Here is a 12,775-nt window from a genome sequence, read left to right as displayed (position 1 = left end):
GAAAAAAGACATGAGCGATAATTCAACCATAGAGAAAAATTCCCTTTCCCCTTCCGGGAAAGGAGCCAAAATATTGGTAATAGATAATTATGATTCCTTTGTTTACAATCTGGTTCATTATTTAGAAGAACTGGATTGCCAGGTTACTGTAAAACGAAACAACCAGCTGCAGTTGGAAGATGTAGAGGAGTACGACAAAATTCTGCTTTCGCCAGGTCCCGGTATTCCCCGGGAAGCCGGCCTGCTAAACCAGATCATTGAAAAATATGCATCCACCAAAAGCATATTTGGAGTTTGCCTGGGCCAGCAGGCCATTGGTGAGGTATTTGGAGGGAAATTAGTTAATTTAGAGTCGGTTTACCATGGTGTGGCTACAGATATAAAACTCTGTGTAAAAGATGAACCCCTGTTTAAAGACATGCCCGAAAATCTTAAAGTTGGTCGTTACCACTCATGGGTAGTTCTTCAGGAATTGCCGGAAGAGTTGGAAGCAACTTCTTTTGATGACAAAGGACAAATTATGTCGCTTCGCCATAAAAAATTTGATGTACGCGGCGTACAATTCCACCCTGAATCAGTTTTAACGCCTGAAGGGAAGCAAATGATTAAGAACTGGGTGAATAGCTCAAAATAAATTAATACCCATTCCTGAAGAAAGCCATCCTGAACTTATTTCAGGATCTATTCGAGGATTGGGAATGGTCATATTAGATTCTGAAATAATCAGAAGGAATAAATTACATATTTTTAGATAAGCTGAAACAAGTTCAGCTTGACGAAGAACGAAAACAAAACTGAAGTTTAACCATAAAAACACCTCAAAGGCTTCTCTCCACAGAGAGACAGAGGAACTTATGAAAGAATTACTAAACCGGCTTATTAACCACGAGACCATCACCAAAGAGGAAGCAAAGCAGGTGATATTTGATATTTCCGACGGCAAATATAACGAGAGCCAGATAGCGGCTTTTCTAACCGTTTATATGATGCGAAGTATTACCATTGAAGAACTTGAAGGATTTCGGGATGCGCTCCTGGAACTTTGCATTGCGGTCGATTTAAAGGCCTACAACCCTATTGACCTTTGCGGCACCGGCGGCGATGGCAAAAATACATTTAATATTTCCACAACCTCATCGTTCGTTACGGCGGGTGCAGGCGTAAATGTTGCCAAACATGGGAATTACGGTGTTTCTTCAGTAAGTGGAAGTTCCAACGTAATGGAGCATCTTGGGATTAAATTCAGCAATAATCCCGATTTTCTCGAAAATTGTATTTCTGACGCGGGAATTTGCGTTTTGCATGCTCCGCTATTTCACCCGGCAATGAAAAATGTTGCCCCTGTGCGAAAATCACTGGCGGTAAAAACCTTTTTCAATATGCTGGGGCCAATGGTTAACCCGGCATTTCCACCAAATCAGCTGGTAGGTGTTTTTAGCCTTGAACTTACCAGAATGTACGGCTATCTCTATCAGAATACCGATAAAAAATATACTATTTTGCACGCCATAGATGGTTACGATGAAATAAGCCTGACCGGGAAAACTAAAATTATTTCCAATGATTCTGAAGGAATGCTGCGCCCGGAAAACTTTGGAGTGGAAACTTTAAAAGCTTCAGAAATTGCCGGGGGCGATTCCATAGAAAATTCCGCAGAAATACTTGTGAATATTCTTAAAGGCAAAGGAACGGAGGCGCAATCGAATGTGGTTTGTGCCAATGCCGGAATGGCTATTTCCACAGCAAAAAACATTTCACCGCAAGAAGGTTTTACAGAAGCACAGGAATCAATAACTTCTGGAAAAGGTTTGGAAGCTTTAAACAAATTACAGGAACTGAGTAAATGAAGAGTTCAGTTTAGCATGTACACAAACAAAAACAACGGCCTTTATTAGGAGAGGAACATAACATAAGCCTAGGAACTGAAGACGAATAATTATAAATTTCAGTTTGGGCACAGCCGGGAACAATGCATTTGATCCGGTCATAATCAAGTCAGGAAAATGAATATTTTAGATAAAATAATAGCAGATAAGCACAAAGAAGTACATCTTAAGAAATCAGTTATTCCGGTATCACAGCTGGAGAAATCGGCACTTTTTGAACGGCAGACGAATTCATTGGCTTTAGCATTAAAAAAAAGCAAAGCCGGCATTATCGCCGAACACAAGAGAAGATCACCTTCAAAGTCAGTTATCAACCAGAGCCTGAATGTGGAAGATGTGGCAAGAGGCTATGAGGATGCCGGGGTTTCAGGAATGTCTGTTCTTACCGATGGAAAATATTTTGGAGGTTCCCTGGATGATTTGCTATTTGCAAGAGCCAGTGTGAAAATGCCAATTTTAAGGAAAGAGTTTATTATTGATGAATACCAGCTTCTGGAAGCGAAGGCATACGGTGCAGATGTAATTTTACTTATTGCCGCGGTGCTGGAAAGAGCACAAATTAAGAAACTTTCAGAATTTGCAAAAGGACTGAAATTAGACGTTTTACTGGAAGTGCATAACGAAGCAGAATTAGAGAAATCTATAATGCCAAGCCTGGATATGCTGGGCGTGAATAACCGCAATTTAAAAACCTTTGAAGTTAGCACAGATATCAGCAAATCACTTTCAGAAAGAATTCCTGATGATTTTGTAAAGGTTTCCGAAAGCGGAATAAGTTCAGTAGAAGCAATTAAAGATTTAAAAACTTATGGTTACCAGGGGTTTCTAATAGGTGAAAAATTCATGAAAACCGATAGTCCTGGTAAGAGTGCAGAGGAATTTATTAAGAAACTTCTTTAAAGCTCTACTCCTTTGGTAAGGAGAGTATGGCGAAATAAATAAGCAAACAAATGACTAATATTAAGCTTAAAGTCTGCGGAATGTGCCAACCGGAAAATATTCGGGAAATTGTCCAGCTTCAGCCGGATTATATGGGATTAATATTTTTTAAAAAATCTTCCCGGTTTGTGAAAGCTGAAATTCCTGAAATTTCTTCAGAAGTAAAAAAAACAGGAGTTTTTGTAAATGCTTCCATAGATTTTATTCTGAAAAAGCTTGAAAAATACCAGTTGCAGGCAATCCAATTGCACGGGGAAGAATCGGCAGAATTTTGCCGGGGGTTAAGACAAAAACTGAAAGATAAAAATATTGAAATAATTAAAGTCTTTTCAGTAAAAGAAGAATTTAATTTTGATGTTTTAGAGCAGTATGAAGGAACCGCAGACTATTTCCTTTTTGACACCAAAGGCAAGAATAAAGGTGGAAATGGCATAACATTTAATTGGGAAGTTCTGAAAAATTACCCTTCCACCACTCCTTTTTTTCTAAGTGGCGGTATCGGCATTGAAGAGGCAAAAGAAATAAAGGAACTCGTTCAGTGGTTTCAGCAGAATAAGAAAGAACAATTGCTTTATGCGGTGGACGTAAACAGCAGGTTTGAGGATGCACCGGGATTAAAAAATATTGAAAAACTTCAATTGTTTAAAGATTCCCTGGCGAAAAATAATTACTAAAATAATACCTGCAAGGTCATGAAGACCCTGCAGGATTAGAAAACAGAAAAAAATGACCTATCAGGCAAACGAAAAAGGATACTACGGCGAATTTGGAGGCGCTTATATTCCAGAAATGTTATATCCCAATGTGGAAGAATTACGTTCGCAGTACCTGGATATAATGAAAGAGGAATCTTTTCAGAAAGAGTTTAAAGACCTTCTAAAAGATTATGTTGGGCGCCCAACTCCACTTTATTACGCAGAACGCTTCAGTAAAAAATATAATGCTAAAGTTTATCTGAAACGCGAAGATCTTTGCCATACCGGTGCCCATAAAGTAAATAATACCATTGGCCAGATTCTAATGGCGAAGCGCCTGGGTAAAAACCGCATTATTGCAGAAACCGGTGCCGGCCAGCATGGTGTGGCCACTGCTACTGTTTGCGCTTTAATGGGAATTGAATGTATTGTTTACATGGGTGAGGTTGATATTGAGCGACAGGCACCAAATGTAGCACGGATGAAAATGTTAGGGGCAAAAGTAGTCCCGGCAAAATCAGGTAGTAGAACTTTAAAAGATGCCACCAATGAGGCCATTCGTGACTGGATTAATAATCCGGTAGATACGCATTACATCATCGGTTCTGTTGTGGGGCCACATCCATACCCCGATATGGTAGCACGTTTTCAGGCGGTGATTTCCGAGGAAATCAAAGTTCAGCTTAAAGAAAAAGAGAACAGGGAAAATCCCGATTATGTGGTAGCCTGTGTGGGCGGCGGAAGTAATGCCGCGGGGGCATATTTTCATTATATGGATACTCCAGAAGTTGGTATTATTGCCGTGGAAGCTGCCGGAAAAGGCATACAGAGTGGCGAAAGTGCGGCCACTTCAGCTTTGGGAAAAGAAGGAATTATTCACGGCAGCAAAACTTTGCTGATGCAAACCGAAGACGGGCAGATTACAGAACCTTATTCTATTTCTGCAGGACTGGATTATCCCGGAGTTGGGCCAATGCATGCGAACTTATTCCGAAGCGGCCGCGGGGAATTTATTTCCATAACCGACGAAGCGGCCATGAAGGCTGGCCTGGAATTGGCAAAACTGGAAGGAATTATTCCCGCCATAGAAACTTCTCACGCCCTGGCTATTTTTGAAGACCGGAAATTTAAAGAAGACCAGATTGTGGTGGTAAACCTTTCGGGACGTGGAGATAAAGATCTCAACACGTACATTGACTATTTTAATCTTTGATATAAACCATACTTAATATAGACTTCACAGGTTTCAAAAACTTGTGGGGTCTCATTAATCATTTTGTAATGAACAGAATTACCAAAAAACTGCAGGAAGACAAAAAACTGCTTTCCATATATTTTACGGCAGGATATCCTGAACCTGAAGACACTATACAAATTATTAAAGATCTGGAGAAAAGCGGAGTGGATTTTATTGAAATCGGTTTGCCCTTCAGTGATCCTTTAGCTGATGGGCCCACCATCCAGGAAAGTTCTACCAAGGCATTAAAAAGAGGAATGACCACGAATCGCCTTTTTCAGCAATTAGAAGGAATTCGCAATTCCGTGGAAATTCCGCTGATTATTATGGGGTATTTTAATCCTATTCTTCAGTATGGCGTAGAAAAATTCTGTCAAAAATGTGAAGAAACGGGTATTGACGGTTTGATAATCCCCGATCTTCCGGTTGATGTCTATAATGAGGAATATAAAGCAATTTTTGAAGCACACGGGCTTCAGAATATATTTCTCATAACCCCGCAGACTTCCGAAGAAAGGATACGTTTTATAGATTCGGTTTCTAACGGATTTATCTACATGGTAAGTACCGCCAGTGTAACAGGTTCTACCAAAGGCTTTAGCGAAGAAACCAAGGCCTATTTTAAAAGAATTGATGATATGAAGCTTAAAAACCCACAGGTCGTGGGTTTTGGAATTGGTGACAACGAAACCTTTCAGCAGGCAACACAATATGCTAAAGGAGCTATTATTGGCAGTGCTTTTATAAAGCACCTCAACAAAACCGGCACTGGAAAAATTGCAGATTTTGTACATTTTGTTAAAGGACTTTAACCTAATGCTAACAGGACTTTAGGAATCCCCGGCAAAAACATTTCCTATCTTAGAGTGAACTTTAAAAAATCAAATGTTATGGGAGGACCAATTGAAGATAAGCACAGAGGAAAAACTGACCGTAGAAGAAGTGATAACGATCCACTCAGTGGAGAATTAGGAGATCGTGACGCTCAGAACAATGATTTTGATATTGATGAAAGAACTATCAAAGATCAAAAAAATAAAGGAGAAAAAAAGTAATGGGTAGAGGTGATAAAAAAACCAAGCGCGGTAAAATAGCAATCGGTACACATGGTAAATTAAGGCCGAAGCGTAAAAAGTTTAAGGTAAAGCCCACCACCATGGCAAATACCCAGAAGAAACAGTTGGAGCAATAGTTAAAAATGTTCCTTATACTGTAGAACCCTGAAATCAATTGTATTGAATTCAGGGTTTTTCTTTTTCATTTCCTTATAGAACTCCATGCTTCCAATAGCACGATTTGCCGATCCCGAAGGCGCGGTTAAAGAAACAGTTTTAATCAACCTACCATCTAGCACAAACTGATGGATTTTAGGCACGTCATTAGAAATTACTTTCATTCTAATGTCACTGCCAATTTCTTTTAAATGTCTTCGGAAAAAATATTCAGGTCCGTTTTTGCTGTTCCCACCCGTAAATAAAAGTGTATCAATTTTAGGATTTTCACCAAGAATCTGCACCATATTCCGAAGCTCCACCTGCTGCATTCCCAGATCGGATGCATCAATTTTTTCCCTTCGGCTACTTTCCACCATATCACAAATACCAATTCCACGGCTTTTTAGCCACTTTTTCCTATGCTCCACAGCTTCTGCGGTGGTTTCAAACCTAAGGCCAATATCAAATATTTTATCCAGCACCAGCCAGAGTAATCCATCCCGGGTTCCGTAACAAAAGTCTACGTCTCCTTCCTTCAATTGTCTTTTGGTAAAGCGTGGCGGCGGCAAAGTACCTACAATAAGTTTTGTGGCATTTTCAGGAATAAACGGGCGGTATGGATGGGTGTGGTGGAAAATAGCTGTTGTGTGTTGTGTGTTGTGTGTTGTGTGTTGTGTGTTGTGTGTTGTGTGTTGTCTAAAGTTAAACAATCAACCCTCAACTATCTTAAATTTCTGCATTGTTTTTTATCTAATAAAAACAGGCTCGTTTTCATTTTCAGTATGTTCTTCACTAAAGCGATAATCCATGTAATCATAGCCTTTAATATCATCAAGCAATGTGGCGTCTTTATCTATAATATAGCGAACCATTGAACCTCGTGCTTTTTTAGCGTAGAAGCTTATAATCTTCAGCTTTCCGTTTTTATAATCTTTAAAAACAGGAGAAATTACCGGTACTTTTAAAGCTTTTTTATCTACGGCTTTAAAATATTCATTACTGGCGAGATTTAGGAAAATTTCATCCTCCTGTAATTCCTCATTCAGTGCCTGAGTTACTTTTTTCTGCCAGACTTCATATAAGCTCTTCTTTTGATCAATTCCTACAGAAGTCCCCATTTCCAGGCGGTAAGGCTGCATGAGGTCCAGCGGTCTTAAAATTCCGTACATGCCTGATAAAATCCTGAGTGTATCCTGAAGCTTATCAATTTTCTCCGTTGGAACTGTATACGCATCCAATCCGGTATAAACATCACCTGCAAAAGCATACATGGCAGGGCGGGAATTCTTCTTATTATGGTCTTCTTCAAATTCCTGATAACGGGTATAATTAAGATCTGCCAGTTTATCACTGATTCCCATTAATTCTGAAATTTCAGATTTGGTCATCCTGGCAAGCTTACGATTTAACTTAGCTGTAGTTCCTAAAAATTGCGGTTGGGTGCCTCTTGTGGTTGGTAGTTTTGATTCATAATCCAGACTTTTGGCAGGAGAAACAACAATTTTCATTTTCTGAAGATTTTCCCTCAAAGATAAGCCGAATGATATAAATTGAGAAAGACCGTTCTATTACTTCTTTATTGAAGGATAGAATTGGTTTATTAAGATCGGAAGAGTGAATATTATTCAATCCAAAAACCTCTATACAATGCCGAATTTCATTTATCCTAAAGGTAATGCAATAACCCTTGAATACTAAATCCCGAATTTCTTCCTGATCAAAATAAATGGATTTTCTGTATGAAATCGTTGTTCTGAAATTTTTCTTACCTCAGCCAAAAGATCATTTTTAAATTACGAGCTGCCTCAGGTTGGTCTTTGGAGATGTAGCGAATCTGTTTTTCAAGCTTTAACTTGAAATTACCGGATAGTTTTATCTTCATATTCAGATATAATTCTTTCCAGCTCTAAATCTACCTCATCTAAATCTGTAAATTCAGCTTTCCCTCCATCCATATTCTCGAGCTCCTTTTCAAGCTCATACTTTTGCTTTTCAAACTCAGTATCTAAAACCAACTCAATTTCATTCTCGCCTACTTCCTGAAGAAGGTTCATCAATTCTTTATAAGCTTTTCTACTCTTAACTCTTAAAAGGATATTTTCCATATGCCTAAACTTTATTAAAAATAGCAAAAACCCGAATTAAGTGTAGCATAAAATCAGGAAATTCTTAAAGCATCTCCTTTTGGTTCTTGGCGTAATTCTCCCATTTTTCAATACAATCCTGCATATCCTGCGGGATTTCCGTATTAAAACTCATCCACTTTTCAGTTTTAGGATGGGTAAACCCTAAGGTTTTGGCATGTAGTGCCTGCCGTGGAAGTACTTTAAAGCAGTTTTCTACAAACTGTTTATACTTGGTAAAAGTTGTTCCTTTAAGGATTTTTTCGCCGCCATAACGTTCATCATTAAAAAGGGTATGGCCAATATGTTTCATATGCACACGAATCTGGTGAGTTCTTCCAGTTTCCAATTTACAGGAAACAAGTGTTACATACCCATACCTTTCCAGTACTTTATAATGTGTTACTGCAGGCTTACCTTTTTCGGCATCATCGCCTTCATAAACGGTATTCTGAAGCCGGTTTTTAGGGTGCCTGCCGATATTTCCTTCCACAGTGCCTTCATCTTCTTCAACATTTCCCCAAACCAGGGCAACATATTCCCTCTCACTGGTTTTATCGAAGAACTGCTTGGACAAATGCGTCATGGCTTCTTCGGTTTTAGCCACAACCAAAAGTCCACTGGTATCTTTATCTATCCTATGAACTAATCCAGGACGGTCACTGCTGTTATTTGGCAAATTTTCGAAATGATAAACCAGCGCATTTATAAGTGTTCCGCTGTAGTTGCCATGGCCGGGATGTACCACCATTCCGGCAGGTTTATTTACTACCAGCAATGTATCGTCTTCATAAACCACGTCCAGCGGAATATTCTCGGGGGTAAGTAAAAATTCATAGGGAGGGTGCTCAAACATCACCTGCACCACATCTCCAGCTTTGACTTTATAATTAGATTTTACAGCAATCTCATTAACGTATATATTTCCGCTTTTGGCTGCTTTCTGAATTTTATTCCGGGTAGCTTTTTCGATGTAATTCATCAAATATTTATCTACCCGCAGGGGATTTTGGCCTTTTTCGGCTACAAATTTATGATGCTCATAAAGTTCATCATCCTGTTCTTCAATATCACTTGTTTCTTCTTCCTTCATTAAAGTTCAATTTCTTCAGCATCAGCATTTGTTTCTTCTTCGTCTTCCTGCTGATTATATCTTCCGGAACCATCCCCAAGCACAAGGTCTATTTTTGAAGTTTTCATTAACTCATCTCCCGGCTCCACCAGTTCTCCATTGTGTCTCATTTCCAAAACAGCGTCTTCAGCAATGTCGGGTTTATAAGTAACTGCTCCAATTTCGAACCCTAAAGAGCGAAGGGTTGGTTCCACCTGTCTTCTGGTTTTTCTAATAAGATTGTTGGGAATAGTCACCTTTCTATAACCGGAAGGGTTTAGCGTTAAATAAATTTTTCGGTTTTCTTTTACAAATTTCCCCGGTTCGGGAACCTGTTCTATTACAGAATAACGAGGATATTCAGGATTAAAATTGGCCGAATCCAAAATCTCAAATCTAAGGTCCAGCTCCTCCAGCCTTTCATCTACATTATCAAGGGACATACGTGCCAGATCGGGTACTTCAATCCGCTGATCCTGATTAGTAGAATAATCCAGCCACTGCAGGGCCAAAAATACAATAACCACAATGGCTATTGCCGCTAAAACTAATTGTATCAAAAAAGTTTTGCTGAAGATAAATTTAAATAATCCCATAGAGCGGTTTAAAAAACAAAGATATAAAACCCGTGGGTTTTGGATGCACCCGTTTTTAATGATATTTTTGATAACGATTTAAAATGTCAATTATTGACCATGAAGAAAAAAATTGCCATAGCTATGGGCGGGTATTCCAGTGAATACCGCATCTCCATTAACAGCGGAAATATGGTCTACAAACACCTGGACCGGGAGCTTTATGAGCCTTACCGCGTTCATATTTTACAAAGCGAATGGTTTGTAGTGACCGATGATGACACTCCTTACCCCATTAACAAAAGCAATTTTACTGTTAGAATTAACGACCAGCTGATAACTTTTGATTGTGTTTTCAACACCATTCATGGCACGCCCGGTGAAAATGGTCTTTTACAGGCTTACCTTGAACTGGTAGGAATTCCGCAAACTTCCTGCGGATACTATCAGGCGGCACTCACTTTTAATAAGCGGGATTTAATAAGTGTTTTAAAACCTTACGGAATCAAATCGGCGGTAAATTATTTTCTCAATAAAGAAGATAGTGTAAATGTAGATGAAATCATTAACAAAGTTGGCCTGCCTTGTTTTGTTAAGGCGAACCGGGCAGGAAGCAGCTTTGGAATCACCAAAGTTAAGACAAGAGAAGAATTAATTCCCGCGACCAGAACTGCGTTTAAAGAAGATGATGAAGTAATTATCGAATCCTTTCTGGATGGTACTGAAGTATCTTTGAGCGTTGTAACTTATAAAGGCAAAGTTATGGCTTTACCTGCCACTGAAATTGTTTCCCAAAATGAATTTTTTGACTATGAAGCTAAATACCTGGGCAAATCCCAGGAAATTACTCCGGCAAGGATTTCAGAAGAACAAACCAAAAAAATTCAGGATATTGCTATACTTATTTATAAGAAACTGAAAATGAAAGGTCTTACACGTTCAGATTTTATTTTTCATAATGATGAGCCACATTTTATTGAAATGAATACTACTCCCGGCCTGAGCCAGGCAAGTATTTTACCTCAGCAGGCAGAAAAAGCGGGAATTAGTTTAAAAGATCTTTACGGAAGTGCTATTGAAGCAGCACTCAGGTAGCGCGCCGCTACTGTACGTATCTTTTCACAGGTCCCTTTTGGAGGTCCTAAACACACCTCCAATACCCAGGGTGAAATAGTGAGTATTGCCGTGAAAACTGTCTGGATAATCTCCCAGCCGTGGCATAACATAGCCGTAGCGCCCACGAAGAAACCAGTAAGTTTTATTATTTGAAGATGTTTCCAGTAATAAACCTGTACCCCACTTTAGTTTAATATCTGCATTTACTCCAAGCGTATAGGCAGTAACAAAACCAATTTGCAGGTCATCAAGTTCAGGCTTTTCTTCTCTATCCACTTCAGTAGGTGTAAGTGCATAGCCGCCTATTCCCGCAAAGGGACTCACTTTTAATTTTTCATTATCTAAAATGGCATAACCCAGGGAGAGTTCCGGAATGAATTGTCTTGCCTGCGCCCCCTTGTTCCAAATGCCACTACTGTTTTCTATATCTTCCAGGGTTTTTGAAAAACCTATGAAATTTCGAAGAAACAGAGTAAAATCTTTATATTCTAAATCAAAACCGTGGCCCAGGGCCATTCCGTTTCCAAACATATTGCTAATTTCCCCGGTTAAAAATTGATACCCCAGAAAGAAATCGAATGCAAAACCCCAATTAGAAGCTTTAAACCTGTACCTGATGTTATTTTGAACATATTCCTGAAACCTTCCTGAAGGGTGTTTTTCAAGATAAAGATCGGCCATTTTATTCACCTCTTCCTGAGAAATTTCGTTTAATGGTGGCCCAGAGACCATATAATTTAAATGAAGAAGTAAAAAATCTTTCTCTTCTTCATTTATATCTGAACTAAGTATTTTATTTTCGAGGAATTCAATACTATCCATAGAACGCTCCAAAAGCTTGAGATATAGCTGGTCCTGCGGCGGCAATACCTTACGCTGATATTCCGTATAATTATTTTCATCAAAATCTGTAACAGCACTTATTAAACCGTAATATTCGCCGGTCCAGTATAGAATTGTCCACTCCTCCCCGGGATAAAGCGCGGCATAATCTTCATCTTCAACCTCATTTAAAAGATAATCCTTAACATCCCGTACTTTAGAAATATTCCCTTCAAGAAAGGTATCGAGCAAAAGCTTTCGGCCTCTGGAAATCAGCTGACTTTTAGAATCGGAATAGTTTTTTATTTCCCGCTCCAGATCTTTATTCTGGGCCATTAAGAACCCGGGTATAAACAGGCATAAAGCCATAGTAAAAAGCTTCTTCATAAGAATAATTAAGAGCCTCAAAAATAATATTTTTCCGATATGAAATTCAAAATTGATAAAAATGATTCGCAGGTTTTTTCCGCAGAAAATATTTATCTTTAACCTATGAGAAAAGCCATTTTTCCGGGATCTTTTGACCCACTTACTTTAGGACATACTGATATTATAGAAAGAGGCCTTCCCCTTTTTGATGAAATTATTCTTGCCATAGGTACTAATTCTGATAAAAAATATATGTTCTCCCTGGAAGAACGACTACATTTTTTAAATGAAACATATAAGAATGAAGAGAAGGTTAAAGTAATGACTTACAAAGGCCTTACAGTTGATTTCTGTAAAGAACAGGAAGCAGATTTCCTCCTTCGTGGACTTCGCAATGGCAATGACCTGGAATTTGAAAAGGCGATTGGACAAACGAATTACAAAATGGCCGGAATTGAAACAGTATTTTTTATAACCTCCTCCGGTAAAAGCCATATTTCTTCAACCGTGGTTCGGGATGTAATACGGCATGGCGGCAACTATGAATTTATGGTGCCTGATGTGGTGAGGAAAAAATCAAAATTCTAAAAGAAGAACAAGGAAGGTTCTGCAAGTAAACCACCTCCCCCTGCGGGCACTCCTCCTTAAAAGGAGGAGAACTTTTATTAAATTGCTAAAAGACCTCACA

Annotated in this window: 16 protein-coding genes; 10 read left to right on the top strand and 6 right to left on the bottom strand. The window is 38.9% G+C overall.

Annotation, left to right across the window (positions count from 1 at the left end; genetic code table 11):
• Positions 1 to 10: 10 nt before the first annotated feature.
• The 8 genes from RM539_RS04365 to RM539_RS04330 all read left to right on the top strand — a co-directional run bounded on the left by RM539_RS04365 (position 11) and on the right by RM539_RS04330 (position 5,949).
• A complete protein-coding gene (locus RM539_RS04365; protein WP_311502211.1) occupies positions 11 to 634 on the top strand; it encodes an anthranilate synthase component II in 624 nt (207 codons plus the stop codon).
• A 220-nt stretch (positions 635 to 854) separates the two neighbouring features.
• A complete protein-coding gene (gene trpD, locus RM539_RS04360; protein ID WP_311502210.1) occupies positions 855 to 1,847 on the top strand; it encodes an anthranilate phosphoribosyltransferase in 993 nt (330 codons plus the stop codon).
• A 156-nt stretch (positions 1,848 to 2,003) separates the two neighbouring features.
• Positions 2,004 to 2,786: an indole-3-glycerol phosphate synthase TrpC gene (gene trpC, locus RM539_RS04355; RefSeq protein WP_311502209.1), complete on the top strand. Its 783-nt coding sequence runs from the start codon at positions 2,004 to 2,006 to the stop codon at positions 2,784 to 2,786.
• A gap of 50 nt (positions 2,787 to 2,836) precedes the next feature.
• Complete coding sequence (locus RM539_RS04350; protein ID WP_311502208.1) at positions 2,837 to 3,499, top strand: phosphoribosylanthranilate isomerase; 663 nt, start codon at positions 2,837 to 2,839, stop codon at positions 3,497 to 3,499.
• Positions 3,500 to 3,551: 52 nt separating this feature from the next.
• On the top strand, positions 3,552 to 4,733 hold the full coding sequence (gene trpB / locus RM539_RS04345) for a tryptophan synthase subunit beta (RefSeq protein WP_311502207.1): 1,182 nt from the start codon (positions 3,552 to 3,554) through the stop codon (positions 4,731 to 4,733).
• Between the two features lie 68 nt (positions 4,734 to 4,801).
• Entirely contained in the window at positions 4,802 to 5,569 is a 768-nt protein-coding gene (gene trpA, locus RM539_RS04340) for a tryptophan synthase subunit alpha (protein WP_311502206.1), read from the top strand.
• A 78-nt stretch (positions 5,570 to 5,647) separates the two neighbouring features.
• On the top strand, positions 5,648 to 5,812 hold the full coding sequence (locus RM539_RS04335; RefSeq protein ID WP_311502205.1) for a hypothetical protein: 165 nt from the start codon (positions 5,648 to 5,650) through the stop codon (positions 5,810 to 5,812).
• Positions 5,812 to 5,949, top strand: a complete 138-nt coding sequence (locus tag RM539_RS04330; RefSeq protein WP_311502204.1) for a 30S ribosomal protein THX — start codon at positions 5,812 to 5,814, stop codon at positions 5,947 to 5,949. The genes RM539_RS04335 and RM539_RS04330 overlap by 1 nt, the downstream gene beginning before the upstream one ends.
• Here RM539_RS04330 and RM539_RS04325 read toward each other — a convergent pair whose 3' ends face one another.
• The 5 genes from RM539_RS04325 to RM539_RS04305 form a co-directional block, all read right to left on the bottom strand.
• A complete protein-coding gene (locus tag RM539_RS04325) occupies positions 5,950 to 6,609 on the bottom strand; it encodes a uracil-DNA glycosylase family protein (RefSeq protein WP_311502286.1) in 660 nt (219 codons plus the stop codon).
• A gap of 108 nt (positions 6,610 to 6,717) precedes the next feature.
• A complete protein-coding gene (yaaA, locus tag RM539_RS04320; protein ID WP_311502203.1) occupies positions 6,718 to 7,479 on the bottom strand; it encodes a peroxide stress protein YaaA in 762 nt (253 codons plus the stop codon).
• A gap of 351 nt (positions 7,480 to 7,830) precedes the next feature.
• On the bottom strand, positions 7,831 to 8,076 hold the full coding sequence (locus RM539_RS04315; protein WP_311502202.1) for a hypothetical protein: 246 nt from the start codon (positions 8,074 to 8,076) through the stop codon (positions 7,831 to 7,833).
• Positions 8,077 to 8,140: 64 nt separating this feature from the next.
• Complete coding sequence (locus RM539_RS04310; protein ID WP_311502201.1) at positions 8,141 to 9,187, bottom strand: RluA family pseudouridine synthase; 1,047 nt, start codon at positions 9,185 to 9,187, stop codon at positions 8,141 to 8,143.
• On the bottom strand, positions 9,187 to 9,801 hold the full coding sequence (locus RM539_RS04305; protein ID WP_311502200.1) for a PASTA domain-containing protein: 615 nt from the start codon (positions 9,799 to 9,801) through the stop codon (positions 9,187 to 9,189). Before RM539_RS04305 ends, RM539_RS04310 begins: the two co-directional genes overlap by 1 nt.
• A 99-nt stretch (positions 9,802 to 9,900) precedes the next feature.
• On the opposite strand from RM539_RS04305, the gene RM539_RS04300 reads away from it, so the two are divergent.
• Positions 9,901 to 10,875 carry a D-alanine--D-alanine ligase gene (locus RM539_RS04300; RefSeq protein WP_311502199.1) on the top strand — a complete coding sequence of 325 codons (975 nt, stop codon included), beginning with the start codon at positions 9,901 to 9,903 and terminating at the stop codon, positions 10,873 to 10,875.
• Between the two features lie 24 nt (positions 10,876 to 10,899).
• Here RM539_RS04300 and RM539_RS04295 read toward each other — a convergent pair whose 3' ends face one another.
• Entirely contained in the window at positions 10,900 to 12,105 is a 1,206-nt protein-coding gene (locus tag RM539_RS04295) for a hypothetical protein (protein WP_311502198.1), read from the bottom strand.
• Between the two features lie 105 nt (positions 12,106 to 12,210).
• Between RM539_RS04295 and coaD the strand changes: the two genes are divergently transcribed.
• A complete protein-coding gene (coaD, locus tag RM539_RS04290; RefSeq protein ID WP_311502197.1) occupies positions 12,211 to 12,675 on the top strand; it encodes a pantetheine-phosphate adenylyltransferase in 465 nt (154 codons plus the stop codon).
• Positions 12,676 to 12,775 lie beyond the last annotated feature (100 nt).

This window comes from Autumnicola musiva (assembly GCF_031846585.1).
Classification (GTDB): domain Bacteria; phylum Bacteroidota; class Bacteroidia; order Flavobacteriales; family Flavobacteriaceae; genus Autumnicola; species Autumnicola musiva.
Note: the sequence above shows the minus strand (reverse complement) of the source record. Positions and strands in the feature narration are given on the sequence as shown.

Bases quoted from the DNA above. Each gene is read 5' to 3' on its own strand.
- RM539_RS04365 (WP_311502211.1), top strand. From the start codon at position 11: ATGAGCGATAATTCAACCATAGAGAAAAATTCCCTTTCCCCTTCCGGG.
- trpA (WP_311502206.1), top strand. From the start codon at position 4,802: ATGAACAGAATTACCAAAAAACTGCAGGAAGACAAAAAACTGCTTTCC.
- RM539_RS04310 (WP_311502201.1), bottom strand. From the start codon at position 9,187: ATGAAGGAAGAAGAAACAAGTGATATTGAAGAACAGGATGATGAACTT.
- RM539_RS04295 (WP_311502198.1), bottom strand. From the start codon at position 12,105: ATGAAGAAGCTTTTTACTATGGCTTTATGCCTGTTTATACCCGGGTTC.
- trpC (WP_311502209.1), top strand. From the start codon at position 2,004: ATGAATATTTTAGATAAAATAATAGCAGATAAGCACAAAGAAGTACAT.
- RM539_RS04315 (WP_311502202.1), bottom strand. From the start codon at position 8,076: ATGGAAAATATCCTTTTAAGAGTTAAGAGTAGAAAAGCTTATAAAGAA.
- coaD (WP_311502197.1), top strand. From the start codon at position 12,211: ATGAGAAAAGCCATTTTTCCGGGATCTTTTGACCCACTTACTTTAGGA.
- yaaA (WP_311502203.1), bottom strand. From the start codon at position 7,479: ATGAAAATTGTTGTTTCTCCTGCCAAAAGTCTGGATTATGAATCAAAA.
- RM539_RS04350 (WP_311502208.1), top strand. From the start codon at position 2,837: ATGACTAATATTAAGCTTAAAGTCTGCGGAATGTGCCAACCGGAAAAT.
- RM539_RS04335 (WP_311502205.1), top strand. From the start codon at position 5,648: ATGGGAGGACCAATTGAAGATAAGCACAGAGGAAAAACTGACCGTAGA.
- RM539_RS04330 (WP_311502204.1), top strand. From the start codon at position 5,812: ATGGGTAGAGGTGATAAAAAAACCAAGCGCGGTAAAATAGCAATCGGT.
- RM539_RS04305 (WP_311502200.1), bottom strand. From the start codon at position 9,801: ATGGGATTATTTAAATTTATCTTCAGCAAAACTTTTTTGATACAATTA.
- trpB (WP_311502207.1), top strand. From the start codon at position 3,552: ATGACCTATCAGGCAAACGAAAAAGGATACTACGGCGAATTTGGAGGC.
- RM539_RS04300 (WP_311502199.1), top strand. From the start codon at position 9,901: ATGAAGAAAAAAATTGCCATAGCTATGGGCGGGTATTCCAGTGAATAC.
- trpD (WP_311502210.1), top strand. From the start codon at position 855: ATGAAAGAATTACTAAACCGGCTTATTAACCACGAGACCATCACCAAA.